Here is a 22,156-nt window from a genome sequence, read left to right on the forward strand (position 1 = left end):
GCCATATCCGGACCATCATCCATGGTTTGGAGGCTGGGCGCACAGGCTCGTACAATAGTTTCCGCTTTGCGCCACGGCGCGGAGCACCACCGCTAGGGGTGTCGAACCGGGATCCGTTCCGGGGCTGACTGAGAGAGTCCCTTTGAACCTGACTGAGGTAATCCTCGCGCAGGGAAGCTGGTCCGGCGGCCTGTCGCGTTGTCTCGCGCGATGGCTCCACCGCCGGAGCCTCGCCCACCTGCCAAACCTTTTGCACTGGAGCAACTGGATGGCACACGACAACGAAGCTTCTTCCGCCAACGAGGCGCTCGCGCCGCTGCCCGCATCGCAGCGCGTGTTCGGCTGGCACGACCACGCATCGCTCTGGTTCAGCCTGGGCGTCGGGCTGCTGGTGATGCAGATCGGCGCCTACCTGGTGCCGGCAGTAGGCACGCGCGACGCGGCCATCGCGATCGTGCTGGGCTCGCTGCTCGGCGCGGGCCTGCTGGCCTGGACCGCGCGGATCGGCTGCGAGAGCGGCCTGGCGAGCGCCGGGCTGATGCACGCCACCTACGGCAGCGCGTTCGCACGGCTGCCGGTGCTGCTCAACATCGTGCAGCTGGTGGGCTGGACCACCTTCGAGCTCGTCATCATGCGCGAAGGCACGCAGGCGATCGGCCAGCAGGCCTTCGGCCTGGCGCTCGGCGGGCCGCTGGGCGGCGCCCTCACCACGCTGCTCTGGGGCGCAGTGCTGCTGGCGCTCCTGGCCGGCTCCATGGTCAAGCTGGTGCGGCGCTTCGTGAGCCGCTTCGGCCTGCCGCTGGTGGTGCTTTCTCTGCTCTGGCTGACCTGGCAGTTCGCGACGCGCTTGCAAGCCAAGGGCCTCGACGCCTTCTGGGCGCGCCCCGGCGATGGCACTATGGGCATGTTCGGCGCGCTCGACTTGGTGATTGCGATGCCGGTCTCGTGGCTGCCGCTGGTGGCCGACTACGCGCGCCACGGCAAGCGCAGCGCAGGTGGCCTCGGCAGCGCCTTCAGCGGCACCTGGATCGGCTATGCGCTGGCCAACGTCTGGTGCTATGCGCTCGGCGTGATGGTGGTGAGCGTGGCGGAACCGGGCACCGGCCTGGTCACCGCGCTGCTGCTCGCGCAAGGCGGCCTGGTGGCGCTGGGCCTGATACTGATCGACGAGCTCGACAACGCGTATGGCGATGTGTATTCGGGCTCGGTGTCCACCCACAGCCTGCTGCCGCACTGGAGCGTGCGGCGCTGGGGCCTCCTGCTCGCGGCGCTGTGCACGGCGCTCGCGCTGGTGCTGCCGATGCACACGCTCGAGCCGTTCCTGCTGATGCTGAGTTCGGTGTTCGTGCCGCTCTACGGCGTGATCCTGGGGCGGCTGGGCACGGGCCAGGCGGTCTTGTCGGTGGGCATGCGCCGGGTTGACCTGGGCGCTGCGCTGATCTGGATTGCGGGCATCGCGGCCTACCACGCGCTCGCCAAGTGGGCGCCGCAATTCGGCTCGGCGCTGCCGACACTGGCCGCGACCTTCCTGCTGGCCTGGGCCAGCCGGCCCAAGGCTACGCCGACGGCGGCAGGCGGTGCGTCGGCACTGGCGCAAAACCGTGGTTGAGCGGGCCGTGTCCCGCGCCGGTCTTCACCTGCGCGCCGGCGGCCATCGCGCCGAGGATGTAGGCGCGCGCGCGCTCGACGGCCTCGGGCAACGCAAGCCCCAGCGCCAGGTGCGCGGCAATGGCGGACGACAGCGTGCAGCCCGTGCCATGCAGGTTGCGGCTCGCGATGCGCTGCGAGGCCAGCCGCTTGCGAGCGCCGCCCGTCTGCAGCAGCACGTCGACCACCTCGTCGCCCGGCAAGTGCCCGCCCTTGAGCAGCACGGCCTGCGCGCCGAGCGCCAGCAGTTCGTTGGCCGCATCGTCGAGGGCATCGATGCCGCCGATCGCATGGCCGATCAGCAAGGCCGCTTCGTCGAGATTGGGCGTGACCACCACGGCGCGCGGGAACAGTTCGCGCACCAGCACCTGCACGGTTTCGGAGGCGATCAGGCGGTCGCCGCTGGTGGCGACCATCACCGGATCGAGCACCACGTTGGGCAGCCGGTAGTGATCGATGGCCCAGGCCACCACCTCGACCACCTCGGGCGCATGCAGCATGCCGAGCTTGACCGCATCCACGCCGATGTCCTCGACCACCGCCTGGATCTGCGCCTTGAGGAAAGCCGGCGGCACGCCATGGATGCCCGACACGCCGAGCGTGTTCTGCGCGGTGAGCGCCGTGATGGCCGTCATGCCGTAGCAGCCGAGCGCCGCGAAGGTCTTCAGGTCGGCCTGGATGCCGGCACCGCCGCCGCTGTCGGAGCCGGCGATCGAGAGCACGCGTGCATAGCGCAGGGGCGCCTGCGGCGCGTCGGAAAGTGCTTGGGTCATGCTGAAAATTATCGGCGACTGGCAAGCGGCGCATCCATCAAGCGCTCTGCCCACCCCCATCCCGGCCTTCCCCCGGCAGGGGAAGGAGCAAGGCCATGAACCTCCCATTCCAATCCGCCGCCATCCTCGGCGCGGGCCTCATGGGCCGGCTGCTCGCGGTCACGCTGGCGCGGGCCGGCTGCAAGGTCGATCTGTTCGAGGCGGGCAGTCCCGAGGCCGAAGGCGCGGCCGCGCGCGTGGCGGCCGCCATGCTCGCGCCGCTGGCCGAATCGGCCGTGGCGCCGGTGCCGCTCGTGCGCATGGGACAGTACGCGCTGGGCCGCTGGCCCGAGCTGCTGTCGCCGCTGGCGCAGCCGGTGTTCTTCCAGCGCGAAGGCACGCTGGTGCTGTGGCACCGGCAGGACGCCGCCGAGGCCGCGCGGCTCGCGCGCGTGCTGGCGCGCACCGGCACGCAGGTGCCCGAGCTCGCCCCGATGGAGACGCTCGACGGCACCGGCATTGCCACGCTGGAGCCGTCGCTCGGCCAGCGCTTCGCACAGGGCTTGTTCCTTCCGGGCGAAGGCCAGCTCGACAACCGTGCACTGCTCGCCTCGCTGCTGGCCACGCTGCAGGCCAGCCCCGGCGTGAAGCTGCATTGGCAGTCGCCGCGCACGCCCGGCGATTTTTCTCCGGGCACGCCGGGCCAGTCCGACTGGGTGATCGACTGCCGCGGCCTCGGCGCCAAGCCGCAGTGGAACGCGCTGCGCGGCGTGCGCGGCGAAGTCGTCCGCGTGCATGCGCCCGAGGTGGCGCTGCAGCGGCCCACGCGGCTGGTGCATCCGCGCTATCCGCTCTACATCGCACCCAAGCCCGGCAGCGTGTTCGTGATCGGCGCGACCGAGATCGAATCCGACGACATGTCGCCCGCCAGCGTGCGCTCCACACTCGAGCTGCTGAGCGCGGCCTATGCGGTGCACAGCGGCTTCGCCGAAGCCCGCATCCTCGAGATCGCGACCCAATGCCGGCCCACGCTGCCCGACAACCTGCCCGCCATCCGCCAGCCGCAGCCGCGCGTGCTGCAGATCAATGGCCTGTACCGCCACGGTTTCATGATCGCGCCCGCCGTGCTCGACGCCGCCATGGAGCTGCTCGTGCACGGCCGCTCTGCGCTCGCGCAGAAGCTCGGCCTGGAGACATCCGAAGCATGACGATGAATGTCCTGATCAACGACAAGCCTTACACGCTGCCGGACCGCGCCACCGTGCTCGACGCGCTGGCCGCACTGAACGCCGTGCCGCCGTTCGCGGTGGCCGTGAACCGCGAGTTCGTGCCGCGCTCGGCCCATGCGGCGCGCGCGCTGCAGCCCGAAGACCGCATCGAAGTGATCCGCCCCGTGACCGGCGGCTGAACAAGCACCCCACAGAGATGGAGACAACACGCACCATGACGACCGCATCTGCAATTCCGGACAACGATCCGCTGGTTCTCTACGGCCAGACCTTCCAGAGCCGCCTGCTGCTGGGCACCGCGCGCTATCCCTCGCCGGACCTGCTCGAAGCCGCGGTGAATCGCGCCAAGCCGGCCATGCTGACGGCCTCGCTGCGCCGCCAGTCCGCCAGCCCCGGCGCAAGCGACAGCGGCAACGGCTTCTGGGAGCTGCTGCGCCGGCTCGCGGTGCCGGTGCTGCCCAACACCGCCGGCTGCCACAGCGTGCAGGAGGTGATCGCCACCGCGCAGATGGCGCGCGAGCTGTTCGACACGCCGTGGATCAAGCTCGAACTGATCGGCGACGACTACACGCTGCAGCCCGACACGCTGAACCTCGTCGATGCCGCGTCGCAGTTGATCCGCGACGGCTTCCAGGTGCTGCCCTATTGCACCGAAGACCTCGTGCTGTGCCAGCGGCTGGTCGACGTCGGCTGCCAGGCCGTGATGCCCTGGGCAGCGCCCATCGGCACCGGCCGCGGGCCCGTCAATCCCTATGCGCTGCAGTTGCTGCGCGAGCGGCTCAGCGTGCCGATGCTGGTCGATGCGGGCCTGGGCCTGCCCTCGCATGCCTGCCAGGTGATGGAATGGGGCTACGACGGTGTCCTGCTCAACACCGCCGTGGCGCTGGCGCAGGACCCGGTGTCGATGGCCGGCGCCTTTGCCGACGCCGTGCAGGCCGGCCGCGCGGCCCACCGCGCCGGCGCCATGGCCGCGCAGGATTCCGCGCAGCCCAGCACACCGGTGCTCGGCACGCCTTTCTGGCATCACACAGCATGACCGCACTGAACGACCACAGGGCAGTTGCCCACGCCATCGTCGCGGCGCATGGCTTGCGCTTTGGCGCCATCACGGCCGCGGCCATTTCGGCCGGCAGCTTTTCGTCGGACGACCCGGTGTACCGCGGCGCGAAGCAGGCCTGCACGGCGCTCGGCTTCATCGAAATCGATTCCGAATGCCTGGCGCAAGCCTGGCAGGCGCAGACCGTGCGCACCGGCGCTTTCGATGCCGACCAGTGGCCCGAGACGCCCACCGATTTCGGCATGCGCGCGTTCCCGCCCACCGAACGCGGCGACGCCTTCGCGCCCAGCCCCGAACGGCTCGGCCTCTACGCCGTGCTGCCCGATGCGCGATGGGTCGGCCGCATGGCGCGCGCCGGCGTTCCCACGGTGCAGCTGCGCTTCAAGTCGGACGACGCGGCCGCCACCGAGCGCGAAGTGCATGCGGCCGTCGACGCGGTGCGCGGCACCGGCGCGCTGCTCTTCATCAACGACCACTGGCATACCGCCATTGCCGCGGGTGCCTACGGCGTGCACCTGGGCCAGGAAGACCTCGACGCACTGGCGCCCGAACAGGTGCGGCAGATCCGCGATGCGGGCCTGCGGCTCGGCGTCAGCACCCATGGCTATGCCGAGATGGTGCGCGCCGATGCGGTGAGCCCGAGCTACATCGCGATGGGTGCGGTGTATCCGACCACCCTCAAGAAGATGGCGACCGCACCGCAGGGCGTGGCGCGGCTTGCGGCCTATGCGCGGCTGCTGCGCGGCTATCCGCAGGTGGGCATCGGCGGCATCGACGCCGTTCGCCTGCCCGAGGTGCTGGCCACCGGCGTCGGCTCGGTCGCCGTGGTGCGCGCGCTTGTCGCCGCTGAAGATCCCGAGGCCACGGCCGCGCAATGGATGGCGTCGATAGCCGCCGCCGCATGAACGATCCAATGACACAAAAGCAATTCCGATCCTGGCCGCTGACGCCGGTCTCTCGTGCAGTGGCCACCGCCTTTCTTCTGGCGGCTGGTGGCGCACAGGCGCAGCAGCCAACCGAGCAGTTGCCCGCCATCACGGTGAACGAAAGCAGCGCGGCCCCGCAAGCCGAGGTGAGCGGCTTCGGCGACGTGCCGCTGCGCGAGCTGCCGCTCTCGGCCACCGTGATCGACAGCACGCAGCTGCGCACGAGCGGCGCGCGCCGCCTCGCCGACCTCACTCAGTTCGACTCCTCGGTGACCGACGCCTACAACTCGGCCGGCTACTGGGACTACCTCACGGTGCGCGGCTTCGTGCTGGACAACCGCTTCAACTACCGGCGCGAAGGCTTGCCGATCAGCGCCGAGACATCGATCCCGCTCGACAACAAGGAGCGCATCGAGATCCTGCGCGGCACCAGCGGCATCCAGGCCGGCACCAGCGCGCCGGGCGGGCTGGTCAACTACGTGGTCAAGCGGCCCACCGAGCAGGACCTGCGCACGCTGCGCATCGAAACCACCAGCCGCGGAAACGTGCTCGGCGCGCTCGACCTGGGCGGGCGCTTCGGCGCGAACCGCGAGTTCGGCTACCGGCTCAACGTGGCGAGCGAAAACCTCAAGCCGCTCGTGCACAACCTCGACGGCAACCGCAACATGTTCTCGCTGGCGGGCGACTGGCGCATCACGCGCGATTCGGTGCTCGAGTTCGAGATCGAACGCAGCCACAAGACGCAGCCGAGCCAGAACGGCTTCAGCCTGCTGGGCAGCACGCTGCCCGCGCCGGTCGATCCCAAGATCAACCTCAACAACCAGCCGTGGTCGCAGCCTTCGGAATTCAACGCGCTCACTGGCAGCGTGCGCTTCAGCCAGGCGCTCAATGCCGACTGGCGCTGGAGCGCGCAGATCGGCCAGCAAAGGCTCAGGACCGATGACCGCCTGGCCTATGCCTTTGGCTGCGGCGCCGAAGGCAACTACGACCGCTACTGCTCCGACGGCACCTTCGACTTCTACGACTTCCGCAGCGAGAACGAGCGGCGCACGCAAACGGCCGGCAGCCTCAACCTCAAGGGCAACGTGATGACCGGCAGCGTGCGGCACGAGCTCGGCTTCGGCCTGCTGCAAAGCCGCGTGCGCAACCGCTTCCAGGACCAGGCCTACAACTACGTCGGCACCGGCAACGTGTGGGCCACGGCCGTGGTGCCGCCCGACCCCACGCTGACCGACGCCAACACCAACCGCGACGAGCGTTCCACCGAGCTCTCGGTGCAGGACGCGATCCGCTGGAACAGCCGCTTCACCACCTGGGTCGGCGTGCGCCACACGCGGCTGGACCGCGACAGCATCCGCACCGATGGCACGCGCCCCACCGGCTACAAGGACGGCATCACCACCCCATGGATCGCCGCCAGCTTCGCCATCCAGCCGGGCCTCCTCGCCTATGCGAGCTGGGGCAAGGGCGTCGAGTCGCAGGTGGTGCCGAACAAGAGTTCGCAATACACCAATGCCGGCGAGGCGCTGCCCGCGCTGACCTCGCGCCAGTGGGAGCTGGGCCTCAAGGGCGGAAGCGACGTCTTCGCCTGGCAGCTCGCGTGGTTCGACATCAAGCGCCCGATGACGAACCTCGATGCCTGCAACCGTCTCGGCACCACACCCTGCGACGGACGCTACGACGGCAGCGCCGTGCACCACGGACTCGAAGCGGGCGCGCAGTGGAACACGGGGCCCTGGCGCCTTGCGGGCAGCGTCACGCTGATCGATGCCAAGCGCCGTGGAAGCACCGCCGAACCCGCCACCAACGGCCAGTCGCCCACCAACGTGCCCAAGCAGGTGCTGCGTGCACAAGCCGGCTACCGCGTGGCTTCGGTGCCGGGCCTCGAGCTGCTCGGACAGCTCTCGCATGAAGGCCGCCGCAATGTGCTGCCCGATGGTTCGATCGCCCTGCCCTCATGGACGCGCGTCGATGCCGTGCTGCGCTACGACACCCGGCTGCGCGGCGTGAACACGAGCTGGAGCATCGCCATCGACAACCTCTTCGATCGCCGCTACTGGAAGGAATCGCCCTACCAGTTCGGCCACGTCTATCTCTTTCCAGGTGCACCGCGCACGCTGCGCCTGGGCTTGAGCGTGTCGCTCTGAATGAGTGCCCGAATTTTTTTCAGAAATTTATGGCGGCCACATTGGTGCGCTCGAAAGGCTCAAAAAATCACGCTATAATCTGAGGCTTGTTCCTCGATAGCTCAGTTGGTAGAGCGCCGGACTGTTAATCCGTAGGTCCCTGGTTCGAGCCCAGGTCGAGGAGCCACTACATGCCGCAAGGCCTCTGGATGCCCCGCTACCCAAAAGGTAGCGGGGCATTTCCTTTTGGGGCACCTTACCCCATCTTCGGCAGCCCGAATCCGAAGCCGAAGACAGAGCCGCTCTTCTTCTTGGCCCGCGCGGGCTCGGGCTCATCCTCGCGCGGCCCGATGTCGAGATCGTCGACCATCTTCTGCAGCTCGAGCAGCCCGGCGGCCATCGCGGCCTTGTAGGTCTTCATGGACCTCGCCTGCTGGCTGAGGACATGCCAGCCCTCGCCCTCGAGTTCGACCAGGCGCCAGCGGTAGGCGCCCTCTTCCTCTTCGATCACGGTGACGGCGATCCGGCGGAGAAGCTGCATGGCGCGATGCTCGCCCCGATCCGCGCTTCGGCACGTCGGACAACCTCGACTCTCCGATCGCCATCAGGCAAAAAAACGCCCAGCACGCGGCTGGGCGGAATCCCTGGCGATGTCGCCAAGGGCCCCGCAAAACCAAGATTCGGGGGCAACTGCAAAGGGGATTCGAGCACTGGCTCGGAGTCCTGATATTACTGTATATTCATACAGCTTTGATGCGGACGGTCGAGATACCCGTTCGAAGGTCAGGCGCTTTCCAGCAAGAAGGCAGAGGAGAAATGCACATGAACCAGGCCGAACTTTTCTACCCGCAGGCTGCGGCTCCAAGCCACGAGGCCGCGCTCCCGCAGGCCGATGTTTCGGAAGAGCCGCCTTTCAGGTTCGAAGACATCGAGCCCGAACCGCGGGTTGCCTACACCGTGCGGCTTGCCGACTACCCGCATCCGGCTGCGGACGCCGTCAAGGTTTCGGAGCAGCGCTTCCGGCGCGAGCTCGACCGGCAGCTCGGCGGCGACGTCACGCGTGCGCTGCGCGCGTTCCACAATGCCAGCGAGTCGAGCGAAACCGACCTCACGAGAGAAGAGATGGCGCTCGCCAGGCGCTGGATGAAGGCCTATGACGCAGCCCGAACCGCCGGCTTTCGCGACCTTGGAGACACCGATGAAGCGTTCTTCGACGTGCGGGCGGTCTGAGTACGAATCCTGCCGGACTGCGCCGCTATTCCCCGATTGGGTTGCATCGATCGCGAGCCTGGACCAGCGCTTGCTCGACCAGGCCCGCTTGGCATGGCGCGGCATGTCGGCGCTGCTCGGCATCCGCCGTCCACGCGCACGGCCCGGTGTCAGGCCGCGATGGGCTCATTTCGCTCTTGGCCAATGAGCACGTCGGCCGGAATGCCCAAACCCTTGTTGAGGCGGCGAATCATGTGCAGCGTCAGCGGGCGCTTGCGCGCGAGCACTTCGTAGACGCGGTTCAGCGGGCCGATGTATGGCACGAGGTCGCGCACTCCCAAACCCGACTGCTCCATGCGGAAGCGGATCGCCTCGATGGGATCGGGCGGGTCGACGGGGTAGTGCTCGGCTTCGTAAGCTTGCACCAGCGTGCCGATCACTTCGAGACGTTCACCCTCGGGCGATTCGCGATCAGGATCGAGGTCGATCAGTGCAGACACCTCGCGCAGCGCCGCGCGGTAGTCGGCATCAGTGCGGATGGCTCTGACTTCCATGGTCGGACTCCTTTATTTGAACTGGTCGACGGTCGCAGCATCGATCTGGTCGTATTGCGTGTGCGTACCGATGAACTTGATAAAGACGTACTGCATCCTGTAGGCGATGGCGACGATCAGGCGGTAGTCGTTCCCCTTGATGTTGAACACCACGCGGTTGTTCGCAATGATGCTGGCGTTGGCGTACTGGGCCTTCACGACAGCGGGTGTCGTCCACTTTGCATTTTTGCCTCTTCGTACCACGCCCTTAATCCGGGTTCGGCATCTCGATAACTCGGATCTTGGTAGAAAGCGATGAGGTTCGAGTTTGCGACTACGTGCATCAGGAGAAAGTTTAGTCCCAAATTGGGACTATCGCAAGTCGCCCCTCCCAGAGTCCGACGCTTGTAGGGTGATCCGCACGAATCTCGTCAACGCAGGCTGAACACAAGCCGCCGCGGTTGGGCCATGATGTTCCCATCGTGCCAGCTACACCCATTGAGTACCTGCTCGAACTCGAACATGCCAGGTTCCCGGTTCATGTCCGGGATCCGGAGTTGATCCAGGCCATCGCGACGCTCAAGGCGCTGGGCTGCGTCGAAGCCGACATCACCCCGCCGCTCGATCTTCGCAGTTCGTTCAGGAACTACGAATCCGCGGTGGTCGTGAAGATCACTTCGGAAGGAATCACGGAACTCGCACTGGCGTACGGGTGACCGCCCCCTTCACCCCCTTCACTCGCTTCAGGTTCTTCCGGTCTGGGACGAGCGGCTCATCCCTTCCTTCGAATTCGTCTGCTCGCCGGCGGATCCCTCGCGCGGAGCGGGCCACCGTCTAGTGCAGATTCAGAAATGTCAAAAAGAGGGTATTTCCCAAACCACAAATCGGTCGCCGAACGGTAACGACGCGTACATTAGCGCCAACGTACTATTGCCTCGCGCCATGCACTTGAAACCTCTACTCATCACCGCGCTCCTGCTCGTTGCGGGCGGCCTGTTCTGGTGGTGGGCCTCCGGCGGCGGATTCATTGCCGTGATCGTTGCCATTGGCCTGGGTGCCGTGCTCTTCCTGGTCCTTCGAGGAAACCGGTCCATCAAGGACGAACTCGATGCGCAGGCTCCCGACAAGGATCGGGGCGACAAGGAATCCTGAACCGGGGCGCCGGCCTCAGCGCAGCGCAAACGCCAGCGTCACCGCGCCCAGGGCCAGCAGCGCGAGGCCCGCGATGAAGACCATCTCGCCCCAGGCCTCCAGCCGTACGCCCGAGCTGCGCGAGCGCATCGAGATGAAAGACAGCAGCGCGCTGGCCAGGAAGACCAGCGCGTCGATGGCCAGCAGGCGGTCGATCAGGAGCCGCAGGTCGTCGCGCGGGCCCAGGTGGCCGATCGACATCACGGTCATGCACACGCCGATCATGGTGGCCGACGTGGGCAGGATGTGCGCCGAAAGGCCACCCGCGGATGAAGCCATCTTTTTTTGTCCTGGCGCGGGCTTCACCCGATCCGCACCGGCACGAAGATCTTGTCTTCGCCGCGCTGGATCAAGAGCGCGACCGACTTGTCGGCCTTGGCCACCACCTCGCGCACCTGCTCCAGGCTCTTGGCGGGCGTGCCGTTGATGGCCAGCAGCACGTCGCCCGCCTGCACGCCGGCCATGGCGGACGGGCCCGCCACATCCTCGACGAGCAGCCCGTTCTCGATGGCGGCTTCGCGCTTTTCCTGCGGCTGCAGCGGCCGCAATGCAAGGCCGAGCTTGCCCTGCCCCGCCGCGCTCTCGTTCTTGGCGACCTGCGCGGGCTTGTCGCTCGCATCGCCGAGCTTGGCCGAAAGCTCCTGCCGCTCGCCCTGGCGCCAGACTTCGAGCGTGACCTTCTTGCCCGGCGTCTGCTGCCCGATGACCGCAGGCAGGTCGCCCGACGAGACGATGGGCTGGCCGTCCACCTTGCGGATCACGTCGCCCGCCTTCAGGCCGGCCTTGTCGCCGGGGCCGCCCTTCTCGATGTTGGAGACCAGCGCGCCCTCGGGCTTGTCCAGCTTGAAGGAGTCGGCAAAGGCCTGGTTCACTTCCTGCACCGCCACGCCAAGGCGCGCATGCGTGGCCTTGCCGGTCGCGACGATCTGGTCCTTCACCTGCACCGCCACGTCGATCGGAATGGCGAACGACACGCCCTGGTAGCCGCCGCTGCGGCTGTAGATCTGCGAATTGATGCCGACCACTTCGCCGCGCGTGTTGAGCAGCGGGCCGCCGGAGTTGCCGGGGTTCACCGCGACGTCGGTCTGGATGAACGGCACGTAGCTGTCATCGGGCAGCGAGCGGCCCTTGGCGCTCACGACGCCGGCCGTCACCGTGCTCTCGAAGCCGAAGGGCGAGCCGATGGCCAGCACCCATTCGCCGACCTTCAGGTCCTTGGTGTTGCCGAGCGCGAGCGTGGGCAGGTTCTTGGCATCGATCTTGAGCACCGCGATGTCGGTCTTGGCGTCGGCGCCGAGCACCTTGGCGCGGTATTCGCGCCGGTCGGTCAGCTTGACGGTGACCTCCTTGGCGTCTTTCACGACGTGCGCGTTGGTCATGATGATGCCGTCGGGGCTCACGATGAAGCCCGAGCCCTGCGCGCGCACCGGCACTTCGCGCTGCTGGGCGCGCGGGCCGATCTGGCCTTGGAAGCGGCGGAAGAACTGGAACATCGGATCGTCCGGATCGATGCCCTGGATCTCGGCCGCGGCCTGGTCCTCGGACGCCTTGGCGGTGCCCGTCACGCTGATGTTGACCACCGCGGGACCGTCGCGCGAAGTGATGGTGGAGAAGTCGGGCAGCGTCACCATGGCCGCGGGCGCCACGCTCGTGGCGTTGGTGGTCGGCGCATTCACGGCGCGGGCACTGGTGTATGCGCCGGCACCGACGGCGCCGATCACCCCGGCGGTCGCCAAGGCAAGCACCAGGGCATGGGGGGAAGTCAGTCGGGTGTTCATTTCTAGCTTTCCTTTCAATGCGTCTGCACGCAAACACGATGAAAGGAATGTCGGCCCGTTGGCTTAAGCGCGGCTTAAACAACGAACCGCGCGGCGATTCAGGCCTTGGCGGCAAATCGCACCAGCACCTGCAGCCCGCCCAGCGTCGGCGAGGCCGCAAGCGCCACCGTGGCGCCATGCATCTGGGCGATCGACTTCACGATGGCCAGGCCGAGCCCGCTGCCCGGCGCCTGCGGCTCGCCCGAGCGGTAGAAGCGGTCGAGCACGCGTTCGCGCTCTTCTTCCGGCAGGCCGGGGCCGCTGTCGTCCACGCTCAGCTCCACCGCCGTGCCCAGGCTTGCAATGCCGACGTCGACCCGCCCCTCTTCGGGCGTGTACTTGACGGCGTTGTCGATCAGGTTGCGCAGCAGCATCCGCAGCGCCTCGGGCTGGCCGTTCACCACGGCCGGGTCGGCATGCGAGATGCCGATGTCGATGCGCCGGGCCTGCGCCGCCGCGACCGCGTCCGAGATGGCCAGGCGCGCCACTTCGCCCAGGTCGACCGGTTCGGACTTTGCCCCCGCCGCCATGCTGGCTTCATGCCGGGCCAGCGCAAGCATCTGCTCGACCAGGCGCGTCGCGCGGTCGATGCCCGCGACCAGCCGGCTCACGGCCAGCTCGCGCGACGCGGCATCGGAGGCGCGCTGCAGGCCCTGCACCTGCAGCTTCAGCGCGGCCAGCGGCGAGCGCAGTTCGTGCGCCGCATCGGCGACGAAGTGCTTCTGCGCGTCGAAGGCATGCCGCACCCGGTCGAACAGCAGGTTGAGCTCCTGCACCAGCGGGCGCACCTCGTCGGGCAGGTTCTCCTCGCTCACGGGGGAAAGATCGTCGGCCTGCCGCGAGGCGACCTGCCCACGCACGCGCGACACCGGCGCGAGCGATCGGCTCACCACCCACCACACCACCAGCATGAGCAGCGGCGCCATCAGCGCCACCGGTGCGATGGTGCGCAGCGCCAGCGCGCCGGCCATGTTGCGGCGCGCCGCCATGTCTTGCGCCACCTGGATCACGAGCCCGCTGGTCTGCATCGAGAACACTCGGTAGGTGGTGCCGCGCGCGCGCACGTCGGCAAAGCCCAGCACCGCCAGCTGCGGCAGCGCCGCCTGTTCGGCCGATTCGAAGATGCGCACGCCGTCGGCGGTCCACACCTGCACCACGAAATCGAAGTTCTGCTCGCCGCTGCCCAGGCCGCCCACGGCCGCGCTCGGCGGCAGGCCGGCGCGCAGCGACAGCGCCATCTGCTGCATGTGGTAGTCGAAGATCTCGTCGGCCTCCTTCAGCACCGTGCGGTAGGCCACCAGCGCCTGCGCGCCGGCCGCCAGCACGATGGCCGCGAGCAGGAACCACAGCAGGCGCGCGCGCAGCGATCCGGTCAGCGCGCGGATCATGCCTTCGGCACCATGTAGCCGACGCCCCGCACATTGCGGATCAGCTCGGCGCCGAGTTTCTTGCGCAGGCCGTGCACATAGACCTCGACCGCATTGCTGCTGATCTCGTCCTTCCAGCTGTAGAGCTTTTCCTCGAGCTGGGCGCGCGACAGCACCATGCCGGGCCGCGCGATCAGCGGTTCGAGCACGGCCCATTCGCGCGCCGAAAGCACCACCGGCTGACCCTCCACCGCGACCTCGCGCGTGGCCGGGTTGATGCTCACGCCCATGTGCTCGTACACCGGCTCGGCGCGCCCCGCGGCGCGGCGCAGCAGGGCGCGGATGCGCGCCAGCAGCTCGTCGAGGTCGTAGGGCTTGAGCACGTAGTCGTCGGCGCCCGCGTCGAGCCCTTCGATGCGCTGCTGCACCGAATCGCGCGCGGTGGCAATCAGCACCGGCATGCGCTGCTTGCGGGCGCGCAGGCTGCGCAGCACCTCGAGCCCGTCGCGGCGCGGCACGCCCAGGTCGAGCAGCACGAGGTCGTACTGCTGGGTGCGCAATGCGGATTCGGCCGCCTCGCCGTCCTTCACCCAGTCCACCGCGTACTGCTCGGCGCGCAGCAGGTCGAGCACGGCCTCGCCGATCATCACGTCGTCTTCGAGAAGCAGGAGTCGCATGGTGTTGTTGTGTCCGTTTCGGGATTCGAGGCAGCGGCCGCGCGGAAGTTCAGCTCACAGCAGCGAGCGCACTTCGCGCGCCGCCTCGAAGAGCAGCGGCAGCATCTCGCGCTGGAGCGTCTCTTCCTGGTAGCGCGTGCCCGACAGCACCACGTTGAGCGCGGCCACGGTGCGGCCCTGCATGTCGCGCAGCGGCACCGCGAGCGCCTGCACGCCGAGTTCGTGCTCTTCGCTGGCAAAGCAGTAGTCGTCCTTGCGCACGCGGGAAATCAGCTGGCGCAGGCCGCGCGCCTGGGTGGTGGTGTGCGGCGTGAGCCGCGCAAGGTGGCGCCCCTTGAGCCATTGCGTGAACTGGGCCGGCGCCATGGCCGCGAGCAGCACCCGCCCGGTCGATGTCGCGTGGGCCGGCAAGCGGGCGCCAAGGTGCAGGCCGTAGGCCAGCACGCGGGTCGGCGTGCCGTAGGCGCCGCTGCGCGCAATGATGACCGCCTCTTCGCCATCGAGCACCACGGCCGAGAACGATTCGCCGGTCTGCGCCGCCAGCCGGTTCAGCGTGGGCTGCAGCGCGCGCGGCAGCCGCGACGACGCCAGGTAGCTGCCCGAGAAACGCAGCACCTTGGGTGCCATCCAGAAATAGCTGCCGTCGGTCTCCAGGTAGCCCAGGTGGGCCAGCGTGAGCAGGTGCCGGCGCGCGGCGGCGCGCGTGAGGCCGGCGCGCTCGGCGGCCAGCGTGGCGTTGAGGCGCTGGCGCTCGGTGTCGAAGCTTTCGAGCACCGCCATTCCCTTGGCGATGCCCTCGATAAAGTCGGCCTTGGCGATGGTCATTTCGGTCAATCTGCGAAGTGTTGCGCGATGATCGCGCAGCCATTCGCATGATCGCACAGTGCCTTGCCGCACGCCGCGACAGCCTGCCGCGTTCGCCCTACGCTCGCGGAAAACCCATTGGAGACACGAACATGCGCACACAGGTCGCGATCATCGGCGCAGGCCCGGCAGGCCTGCTTCTCGGACAGCTGCTTTTCAAGGCCGGCATCGACAACGTCATCGTCGAGCGGCAGAGCGGCGACTACGTGCTCGGGCGCATCCGCGCCGGCGTGCTCGAGCAGGTCACCATGGACCTGCTGGCGCGCGCAGGTGTCGATGCGCGCGCCAAGGCCGAAGGGCTGCCCCACGACGGCATCGAGCTGCTGTTCAAGGGCGCGCGGCACCGCATCGACATGCATGGCCTGACAAACGGCAAACAGGTCACGGTCTATGGCCAGACCGAAGTGACGCGCGACCTGATGGAAGCGCGTTCGGCCGAGGGCCTTGCCACCATCTACAGCGCCGCCAACGTCAGCCTGCACGGCTTCGATTCGCAGCGCCCGCGCGTGCGCTACGAAAAAGACGGCCAGACGCACGAGATCGAATGCGACTTCATCGCCGGCTGCGACGGCTACCACGGCGTGAGCCGCGCCAGCGTGCCGGCCGACGCCATCCAGACCTACGAAAAGATCTATCCCTTCGGCTGGCTCGGCGTGCTGGCCGACGTGCCGCCGGTGTCGCACGAACTGATCTACGCCAACACCGAGCGCGGCTTTGCGCTGTGCAGCATGCGCAGCGCGCACCGCAGCCGCTACTACGTGCAGGTGCCGGCCGACGAGAAGGTCCAGAACTGGAGCGACGAGGCCTTCTGGAATGAGCTGCGCGCACGGCTCGACCCCGAGGCCCGCGAGCGGCTGGTGACCGGCCCTTCGCTCGAGAAAAGCATTGCGCCGCTGCGCAGCTTCGTGGCCGAACCGATGCGCTTCGGCGCGCTGTTCCTGGCCGGCGACGCCGCGCACATCGTGCCGCCGACCGGCGCCAAGGGGCTCAACCTGGCAACAGCCGACGTGGGCTACCTCTCGCGGGCGCTCGAGATCTTCTACGGCGAGAAATCGGCCTCCGCGCTCGACCGGTATTCCGACCTCTGCCTGCGCCGCGTCTGGAAGGCGGAGCGCTTCTCGTGGTGGTTCACCTCGCTGATGCACCGCTTCCCCGAGACCGGCGCCTTCGGCCAGAAGATCCAGGAAGCCGAACTTGACTACCTGGTGCATTCGCACGCGGCCTCCACCGCGCTGGCGGAGAACTACGTCGGCCTGCCGCTCGAAGACTTCTAGCCGGCCGCCTCGAGCGTCTTCTTCATCGCCACGCCGCCCTGCACCATCATCGGTTCGATGTAGGCGGCCAGTTCGTCGGGCAGCACATCGGTGATCCAGACGAAGCGCGAGCGCCCTTCGCCCAGCGCGAACACCTGAGCCGAGGCGTGGTGGTGGCTCGCCTTGCCGCCGGTCACGGTATAGGCCAGCCGACTGTTGGCCTCGTCGATGCCCACCAGCAGTTCACGCGCCACCAGGCCGTTGGCAAAGCTCACGATGCGCGCGCCCTTGCCGTCCAGCTCGCAGCCGGTGAGAAAGCCGGGCGCAAGGCGCGTGTGCACGGCGCCGAAATCGCGCAGTGCGTCCCAGACGCGCGAGGCATCGGCTTCGACGATGAATTCCTTGTAGATCGTTGCCATGGTCGTGCGCCTTCAGGGGCAGGCCGCCGCATCGCAGCACCGGCTTGCGGCAAGGTCTGTGGCTTTCAGTCCGATGGGGTCGTACATGGCGATGGCTTTCTGCTCGACGGGTGGATCAGGCGGTCATCATCGAACAGTGCGGCCAGGCGGTCTTGGAAAATCTTGCGGTCGCCCTTGGCGGCCTGGCGAAAGCCGCGCGGCGATACCCCGGCCGCGCGGTGGAAGGTGCGAACGAAGTTGCTCAGGTCGGCAAAGCCGACGTCGAAGGCCACGTCGGTCACGGGCCGGTCGTCATCCGCCAGCAGCCGCGCCGCGTGGCGCAGGCGCGAACGGACCAGGTACTGGTGCGGCGTGACGCCGAGCACCTGCGAGAACAGGCGCAGGAAGTGGAACGAACTCAGTCCCGCTTCGGACGCCGCGGTTTCGAGGCCGATGTCGCCGTGCGAGTTCGCGTCGATCCACATCGCCGCGTCGACCGCACGGCGCCTGTCGCGTGCCGCAGCGGATGGCGGCGCGGGTTTGCTGCGCCCTTCCACCACCTCGACGAAACGGCTCGCGAACCACATGCCCAGCTCGTCGAGGCCTGCATCGCTGCGCCCCTCGGCCGCGGCCTGCGCAAGCTCGCCAAGCACCATCAGCTCGGGCAGCGGCGGAAGCCCTGCCGTGCGCCAGGTCCGCCGGTCGCCGCCGACCAGGTCGACGAAGCCCGGCGACAAATGGAACGCCAGGCATTCGTCGCCGCAGACATGGTGGTCGTGGGTGCAGACGTATTCATCGCCCGGGCAACCCACCAGCACGGAGCCGGCCACCAGTTCATAAGCATTGCCGCGCGTGCGGTAGCCGAAGCTGCCCTTGCGCACGTACGAGATCGAATATTCGGCGTGCACCTCGGTGAACGGCCGCGCGCCAGGTTGGGCGTCGCAGCGGTAGCTCGACACGCGGATCGCATCGGTCTGCAGTTCGGTGGTGACGAGCATGGTGTGTGCGCCCTTCGATCACCCGGCCCGAGGATGCTCAATCGACGGTGTGCATGGCCTGCCACACGCGCGCCGGGCTCAGCGGCATGTGCAGGCGCGGAGCGCTGGCCGCAAGGCCGTTGCGCGCGAAGGCGTCGGCCACGGCGTTCACGATGGCGGGCGTGGCGCCGATGGTGCCCAGCTCGCCCACGCCCTTCACGCCCAGCGGGTTGTTGGCGCACGGCGTCGACTCGTCCATCTCCATGTGGAACATGGCCTGGACGATGTCCGCGCGCGGCGCCGCGTAGTCCATGAGGCTGCCGGTGAGCGGCTGGCCGGTTTCGTTGTCGTACACCACCTGCTCGTACAGCGCCTGGCCGATGCCTTGCACCGCGCCGCCTTCGAGCTGGCCGCGAACGATCATCGGGTTGATCACGCGGCCCACGTCATTGACCGAGCTGTAGGCCACCACGCTGATCTCGCCCGTGGGCGGATCGATCTCGATCTCGCAGACGTGGCAGCCGTTGGGCCAGGTCGGACCGGCCACGGTGCTGGTGGAGTCGACGAATATCTCGCGCTCGGGCTGCTTGCCTGCCAGGGCGAACAGGTCGAGTTCGAGATCGGTGCCGGCCACCGTGAAGACACCGCGGGTGTAGGTGATGTCGTCGATGGCGGCTTCGAACTCCTGGGCTGCGAGTGCGCGCGCCTTGTCGATGGTGCGTTCGGCGCCGATGCGGACCGCCGAGCCGCCGGTGAAGAGGGAGCGCGAACCAGCGCTGCCGAAGCCGTCGCCGCGGTCGGTGTCGCCGAGCACGACGCGCACCTTCTCGATCGGCACGCCGAAGGCATCGACCGCCAGCTGCGCAAGCGAGGTGGCAATGCCCTGCCCCATGGCGTTGACGGCGGAGAACACCTCGATCACGCCATCGGCCTGCACCGAGACCGTGACGCGCTCCTCGAACACATTGCCGCCGGTCCATTCGAGAAAGGTGGCAATGCCCAGGCCGCGGTGCTTGCCGTTGTTCGCCGACTCGGCGGCCCGGGCGTCGAAACCCTGCCAGTCGGCCAGCGCCAGCGCCTGGTCCATCACCGACTCGAACTTGCCGGTGTCGTAGGTCTGCGCCATCGGGTTCTTGTAGGGCATCTGCTCGGGGCGGATGAAGTTGCGGCGGCGCAGCGCGATGCGGTCGATGCCGATCTGGCGGGCGGCCTCGTCCATCAGGCGCTCGATGGTGAAGATCGCCTCGGGACGGCCCGCACCGCGGTAGGCGCCAGTGGGCGCGGTGTTGGTGAGCACCGCCTTGAAATGGAAGTCGATGGTCTGGATGTCGTAGACGCTGGTCTGCACCCAGGGGCCGATCAGCAGTTGGATCGCAACGCCGGTGCCGGTGGCATAGGCCCCGACGTTGGCCAGCGTCCTGATGCGCAGCGCAAGGATCTTTCCGTCCGCATCGAGCGCGAGCTCAGCCCTGGCCTCGATGTCGCGGCCGTGCGCGCTCGAAAGAAACTCCTCGCTGCGGTCGGCCACCCACTTCACGGGGCGCCCGACCTGCAGCGCCGCAAACGCAACGGCAATGTCCTCCGGATAGGCGCCGGTCTTCATGCCGAAGCCGCCGCCCACGTCGCCCACCACCACGCGCACCTTTTCCTTGGCGAGGCCGATGGCGGCGCACACCGAATCGCGCACGCCCGACGGCATCTGGGTGCTCATGCGGATGGTGAGGCGGCCCGATTCGGCGTCAGGCGCGGCGAGCACCGAGCGCGGCTCGATGGTCAGCGCCACCACGCGCTGGTTGACCACGTCGAGCGCCACCACGTGCTTGGCCTTGGCAAAGGCGGCGGTTGCGGCGTCGCTGCTGCCATGGCGCATTTCGGCGGCGACGTTGCCGGTGGCCTCCTCGCACAGCAGCGGCGCGCCGTCGGCGGTGGCGCTTGCGAGGTCGACCACCATGGGAAGCGCTTCGTAGTCGACCACCACCGCCTCGGCGGCATCGCGTGCCTGCTGGACGGTTTCGGCCACCACCGCGGCCACGGCCTCGCCCACGAAGCGGGCTGTGCCATGCGCCAGGGCCAGGCGCGGAGGGCTGGCGCAATCGCTGCCGTCGGCCCGCTTGAAGCCCACGGCGCCCGGCATCGGCTTGACGCCGGCCTCGGCCAGCTCGGCGCCGGTGATCACGCGCAGCACGCCGGGCATGGCGGCAGCGGCGGCCGTGTCGATCGACACGATGCGCGCATGCGGATAGGGAGACCGAAGGAAGACGAGATGCGTCTGGCCGGGGAGCGCGACGTCGTCGGTATAGCGGCCTGCGCCGGACAGCAGGCTCTCGTCCTCGAGGCGGCGCACTGCCTGGCCGCTGCCGAAACGGGTGGGGATGGAATCAGTGGTCAACGTGGTCCTCTTGGGCAGGCCTGTACCGGGCGACGCCGGCCCGGCGGGTCCGCATGGAGTGTGCAAATGGGAAGCAGCACTATATGGGCTTCGGATAGTCTTGTGCGCTTCACGGGCAGCGCCTGTGGCGCCCGGGCCGCAATCGTTTGCCTTCCCGCTGCGGGACGGGCATTTTCCCGGCCTCGGCCGAAGCCCGGGCGAAGCCGTGTATACCTACGGCCATGCAACAACTGCCCTGGCTCGAACCCGGCGACGCACTGCCCGACCCCGCCTCCGCCTGGGGCGAGCACGATCCCGTACCCGGCCTGCTCGCCGCCGGCGGCGCGCTCGACGTCGACACCCTGGTGCACGCCTACGGCCGCTGCGTGTTCCCCTGGTTCAGCGAAGACCAGCCGATTCTCTGGTGGAGCCCCGATCCGCGCATGGTGCTGCAGGTGGCCGAATTCAAGCTCCACCGGTCGCTGCGCAAGACGCTGGCGCGGTTCACCCAGACCGCCGGCTGCGAGGTGCGCATCGACCACGACTTCGCCTCGGTCATCGCGGCCTGCTCGCAGTCGCCGCGCACCGGCCAATCGGGCACCTGGATCGTGCCGGACATGGTGCAGGCCTACATGGCGATGCACCGGGCCGGCCACGCGCACAGCGTGGAGACCTGGATCGACGGCCAGCTCGCGGGCGGCCTCTACTGCGTGGGGCTGGGGCGCGCGGTGTTCGGCGAATCGATGTTCACGCGCCGTCCGGACGCCTCCAAGATCGCGCTGGCCGCGCTGGTATGCCTGTGCCGCCGCTTCCAGGTGAAGATGATCGACTGCCAGCAGAACACCTCCCACCTGGCCAGCCTGGGCGCCCGCGAAATGTCGCGCAGCCGCTTCGTGGCGCACGTCGCCCGGGCCCGGGAACAACAGGGCCCACAGTGGCATTTCGAGCCCGTATACTGGGCAGAACTCCTTTCCGCGCGACCTTCCGGACCGACGTGACGCACCTCAAGGATCTTCCGCTTCACACGCTGCAGTTCTACGCGACGGCGCCCTATCCCTGCAGCTACCTGCCGGACCGCCAGGCCCGCTCGCAGGTGGCCACGCCCAGCCACCTGATCCACAACGACGCCTACTCCGACCTGGTGCTCAGCGGCTTCCGGCGCAGCGGCATGTTCACCTACCGGCCCTATTGCGACGGCTGCCGCGCCTGCATACCGCTGCGCGTGCTGGTCAACAGTTTCCAGCCCAGCCGCAGCCAGCGCCGCGCCGTGAAACAGCACCAGAACCTGCTGGCGCGCGTGCTCAAGCTGTGCTTCGTGCCCGAACACTACAAGCTCTACCTGCGCTACCAGACCGGCCGCCACGCCGGCGGCGGCATGGACCACGACAGCATCGACCAGTACACCCAGTTCCTGCTGCAAAGCCGCGTCAACTCCAGGCTGGTCGAATTCCGCGAGGCGCTGCCCGACGGCACGGCCGGCGCGCTCAAGATGGTGTCGATACTCGACGTGCTGAACGACGGTATCTCCGCGGTCTACACCTTCTACGAACCCGACAGCAGCGCCGGCTACGGCACCTACAGCGTGATGTGGCAGATCGAGCAGGCGCGCAAGCTCGGCCTGCCGCACGTCTATCTCGGCTACTGGATCGAAGGCAGCGCCAAGATGAACTACAAGGCGCGCTTTGCGCCGCACGAGCTGCTGATCGACGGACGCTGGCAAGCACCATCCGATTTCACAAGGTAAAATGGCGCCCGGTCCACACCG

23 protein-coding genes, 1 tRNA gene, 1 pseudogene and 1 riboswitch are annotated in these 22,156 nt (G+C 68.2%); of the genes and pseudogenes, 13 read left to right on the forward strand and 12 right to left on the reverse strand.

Features of this window, described 5'->3' with window-relative positions; translation table 11 throughout:
- Positions 1-84 precede the first annotated feature (84 nt).
- Positions 85-192, forward strand: a riboswitch (TPP riboswitch).
- Between the two features lie 76 nt (positions 193-268).
- Positions 269-1,609 carry a purine-cytosine permease family protein gene (locus tag VPA02S_RS00515; RefSeq protein ID WP_018906078.1) on the forward strand — a complete coding sequence of 447 codons (1,341 nt, stop codon included), beginning with the start codon at positions 269-271 and terminating at the stop codon, positions 1,607-1,609.
- Here the strand turns inward: VPA02S_RS00515 and thiD are convergent.
- Positions 1,557-2,420, reverse strand: a complete 864-nt coding sequence (gene thiD, locus VPA02S_RS00520; protein WP_018906079.1) for a bifunctional hydroxymethylpyrimidine kinase/phosphomethylpyrimidine kinase — start codon at positions 2,418-2,420, stop codon at positions 1,557-1,559. The genes VPA02S_RS00515 and thiD overlap by 53 nt on opposite strands.
- 95 nt (positions 2,421-2,515) lie before the next feature.
- On the opposite strand from thiD, the gene VPA02S_RS00525 reads away from it, so the two are divergent.
- The 6 genes from VPA02S_RS00525 to VPA02S_RS00550 all read left to right on the forward strand — a co-directional run bounded on the left by VPA02S_RS00525 (position 2,516) and on the right by VPA02S_RS00550 (position 7,924).
- Positions 2,516-3,607, forward strand: coding sequence for an FAD-dependent oxidoreductase (locus VPA02S_RS00525; RefSeq protein WP_018906080.1), 1,092 nt, complete (start codon positions 2,516-2,518; stop codon positions 3,605-3,607).
- Positions 3,604-3,807: a sulfur carrier protein ThiS gene (thiS, locus tag VPA02S_RS00530; protein WP_018906081.1), complete on the forward strand. Its 204-nt coding sequence runs from the start codon at positions 3,604-3,606 to the stop codon at positions 3,805-3,807. Before VPA02S_RS00525 ends, thiS begins: the two co-directional genes overlap by 4 nt.
- 35 nt (positions 3,808-3,842) lie before the next feature.
- On the forward strand, positions 3,843-4,664 hold the full coding sequence (locus VPA02S_RS00535; protein WP_018906082.1) for a thiazole synthase: 822 nt from the start codon (positions 3,843-3,845) through the stop codon (positions 4,662-4,664).
- Complete coding sequence (thiE, locus tag VPA02S_RS00540; RefSeq protein ID WP_018906083.1) at positions 4,661-5,590, forward strand: thiamine phosphate synthase; 930 nt, start codon at positions 4,661-4,663, stop codon at positions 5,588-5,590. Before VPA02S_RS00535 ends, thiE begins: the two co-directional genes overlap by 4 nt.
- Positions 5,587-7,758 (forward strand): TonB-dependent siderophore receptor, encoded by a 2,172-nt coding sequence (locus tag VPA02S_RS00545; protein WP_062361482.1) that lies wholly within the window; start codon positions 5,587-5,589, stop codon positions 7,756-7,758. Before thiE ends, VPA02S_RS00545 begins: the two co-directional genes overlap by 4 nt.
- Before the next feature lie 90 nt (positions 7,759-7,848).
- Positions 7,849-7,924, forward strand: a tRNA-Asn gene (locus VPA02S_RS00550).
- A 69-nt stretch (positions 7,925-7,993) separates the two neighbouring features.
- Here VPA02S_RS00550 and VPA02S_RS00555 read toward each other — a convergent pair.
- Positions 7,994-8,278: a hypothetical protein gene (locus VPA02S_RS00555; RefSeq protein ID WP_012747503.1), complete on the reverse strand. Its 285-nt coding sequence runs from the start codon at positions 8,276-8,278 to the stop codon at positions 7,994-7,996.
- 281 nt (positions 8,279-8,559) lie between these two features.
- On the opposite strand from VPA02S_RS00555, the gene VPA02S_RS00560 reads away from it, so the two are divergent.
- On the forward strand, positions 8,560-8,967 hold the full coding sequence (locus tag VPA02S_RS00560; protein WP_026284175.1) for a hypothetical protein: 408 nt from the start codon (positions 8,560-8,562) through the stop codon (positions 8,965-8,967).
- A gap of 149 nt (positions 8,968-9,116) precedes the next feature.
- Here the strand turns inward: VPA02S_RS00560 and VPA02S_RS00565 are convergent, their stop codons facing one another.
- Positions 9,117-9,500, reverse strand: a complete 384-nt coding sequence (locus VPA02S_RS00565; protein ID WP_018906086.1) for a helix-turn-helix domain-containing protein — start codon at positions 9,498-9,500, stop codon at positions 9,117-9,119.
- Between the two features lie 12 nt (positions 9,501-9,512).
- Positions 9,513-9,823 (reverse strand): annotated as a pseudogene (locus VPA02S_RS00570) (type II toxin-antitoxin system HigB family toxin).
- 138 nt (positions 9,824-9,961) lie between these two features.
- Here VPA02S_RS00570 and VPA02S_RS31605 point away from each other — a divergent pair.
- Both VPA02S_RS31605 and VPA02S_RS00575 read left to right on the forward strand, forming a co-directional pair.
- Complete coding sequence (locus VPA02S_RS31605) at positions 9,962-10,195, forward strand: hypothetical protein (RefSeq protein WP_150106772.1); 234 nt, start codon at positions 9,962-9,964, stop codon at positions 10,193-10,195.
- A gap of 226 nt (positions 10,196-10,421) precedes the next feature.
- Entirely contained in the window at positions 10,422-10,631 is a 210-nt protein-coding gene (locus VPA02S_RS00575) for a hypothetical protein (RefSeq protein ID WP_012747498.1), read from the forward strand.
- 15 nt (positions 10,632-10,646) lie between these two features.
- On the opposite strand, the gene VPA02S_RS00580 is transcribed toward VPA02S_RS00575, so the two are convergent.
- The 5 genes from VPA02S_RS00580 to VPA02S_RS00600 all read right to left on the reverse strand — a co-directional run bounded on the left by VPA02S_RS00580 (position 10,647) and on the right by VPA02S_RS00600 (position 15,356).
- Positions 10,647-10,949, reverse strand: coding sequence for a hypothetical protein (locus VPA02S_RS00580; RefSeq protein ID WP_012747497.1), 303 nt, complete (start codon positions 10,947-10,949; stop codon positions 10,647-10,649).
- A 23-nt stretch (positions 10,950-10,972) separates the two neighbouring features.
- A complete protein-coding gene (locus tag VPA02S_RS00585) occupies positions 10,973-12,448 on the reverse strand; it encodes a DegQ family serine endoprotease (protein ID WP_018906089.1) in 1,476 nt (491 codons plus the stop codon).
- 98 nt (positions 12,449-12,546) lie between these two features.
- Complete coding sequence (locus VPA02S_RS00590) at positions 12,547-13,875, reverse strand: ATP-binding protein (RefSeq protein ID WP_018906090.1); 1,329 nt, start codon at positions 13,873-13,875, stop codon at positions 12,547-12,549.
- Positions 13,872-14,531 carry a response regulator gene (locus VPA02S_RS00595; RefSeq protein WP_012747494.1) on the reverse strand — a complete coding sequence of 220 codons (660 nt, stop codon included), beginning with the start codon at positions 14,529-14,531 and terminating at the stop codon, positions 13,872-13,874. Before VPA02S_RS00595 ends, VPA02S_RS00590 begins: the two co-directional genes overlap by 4 nt.
- A 54-nt stretch (positions 14,532-14,585) precedes the next feature.
- Positions 14,586-15,356 carry an IclR family transcriptional regulator domain-containing protein gene (locus tag VPA02S_RS00600; RefSeq protein WP_012747493.1) on the reverse strand — a complete coding sequence of 257 codons (771 nt, stop codon included), beginning with the start codon at positions 15,354-15,356 and terminating at the stop codon, positions 14,586-14,588.
- A gap of 131 nt (positions 15,357-15,487) precedes the next feature.
- On the opposite strand from VPA02S_RS00600, the gene pobA reads away from it, so the two are divergent.
- The gene (gene pobA / locus VPA02S_RS00605; RefSeq protein ID WP_018906091.1) at positions 15,488-16,669 is read left to right on the forward strand and encodes a 4-hydroxybenzoate 3-monooxygenase; all 1,182 of its coding nucleotides are present in this window, start codon (positions 15,488-15,490) and stop codon (positions 16,667-16,669) included.
- Here the strand turns inward: pobA and VPA02S_RS00610 are convergent.
- The 3 genes from VPA02S_RS00610 to VPA02S_RS00620 form a co-directional block, all read right to left on the reverse strand.
- Complete coding sequence (locus VPA02S_RS00610) at positions 16,666-17,067, reverse strand: SRPBCC family protein (RefSeq protein WP_012747491.1); 402 nt, start codon at positions 17,065-17,067, stop codon at positions 16,666-16,668. The two genes, pobA and VPA02S_RS00610, sit on opposite strands and share 4 nt — an antisense overlap.
- A gap of 65 nt (positions 17,068-17,132) precedes the next feature.
- Positions 17,133-18,044: an AraC family transcriptional regulator gene (locus tag VPA02S_RS00615; protein ID WP_018906092.1), complete on the reverse strand. Its 912-nt coding sequence runs from the start codon at positions 18,042-18,044 to the stop codon at positions 17,133-17,135.
- Between the two features lie 37 nt (positions 18,045-18,081).
- Complete coding sequence (locus tag VPA02S_RS00620) at positions 18,082-20,412, reverse strand: xanthine dehydrogenase family protein molybdopterin-binding subunit (protein ID WP_012747489.1); 2,331 nt, start codon at positions 20,410-20,412, stop codon at positions 18,082-18,084.
- A 221-nt stretch (positions 20,413-20,633) separates the two neighbouring features.
- Between VPA02S_RS00620 and aat the strand changes: the two genes are divergently transcribed.
- Positions 20,634-21,389: a leucyl/phenylalanyl-tRNA--protein transferase gene (aat, locus tag VPA02S_RS00625; RefSeq protein WP_012747488.1), complete on the forward strand. Its 756-nt coding sequence runs from the start codon at positions 20,634-20,636 to the stop codon at positions 21,387-21,389.
- The gene (locus tag VPA02S_RS00630) at positions 21,386-22,135 is read left to right on the forward strand and encodes an arginyltransferase (RefSeq protein WP_012747487.1); all 750 of its coding nucleotides are present in this window, start codon (positions 21,386-21,388) and stop codon (positions 22,133-22,135) included. Before aat ends, VPA02S_RS00630 begins: the two co-directional genes overlap by 4 nt.
- The last annotated feature ends 21 nt before the right edge of the window (positions 22,136-22,156 follow it).

Origin of the sequence: Variovorax paradoxus NBRC 15149 (assembly GCF_001591365.1) — a bacterium.
GTDB classification, from domain to species: Bacteria; Pseudomonadota; Gammaproteobacteria; order Burkholderiales; family Burkholderiaceae_C; genus Variovorax; species Variovorax paradoxus.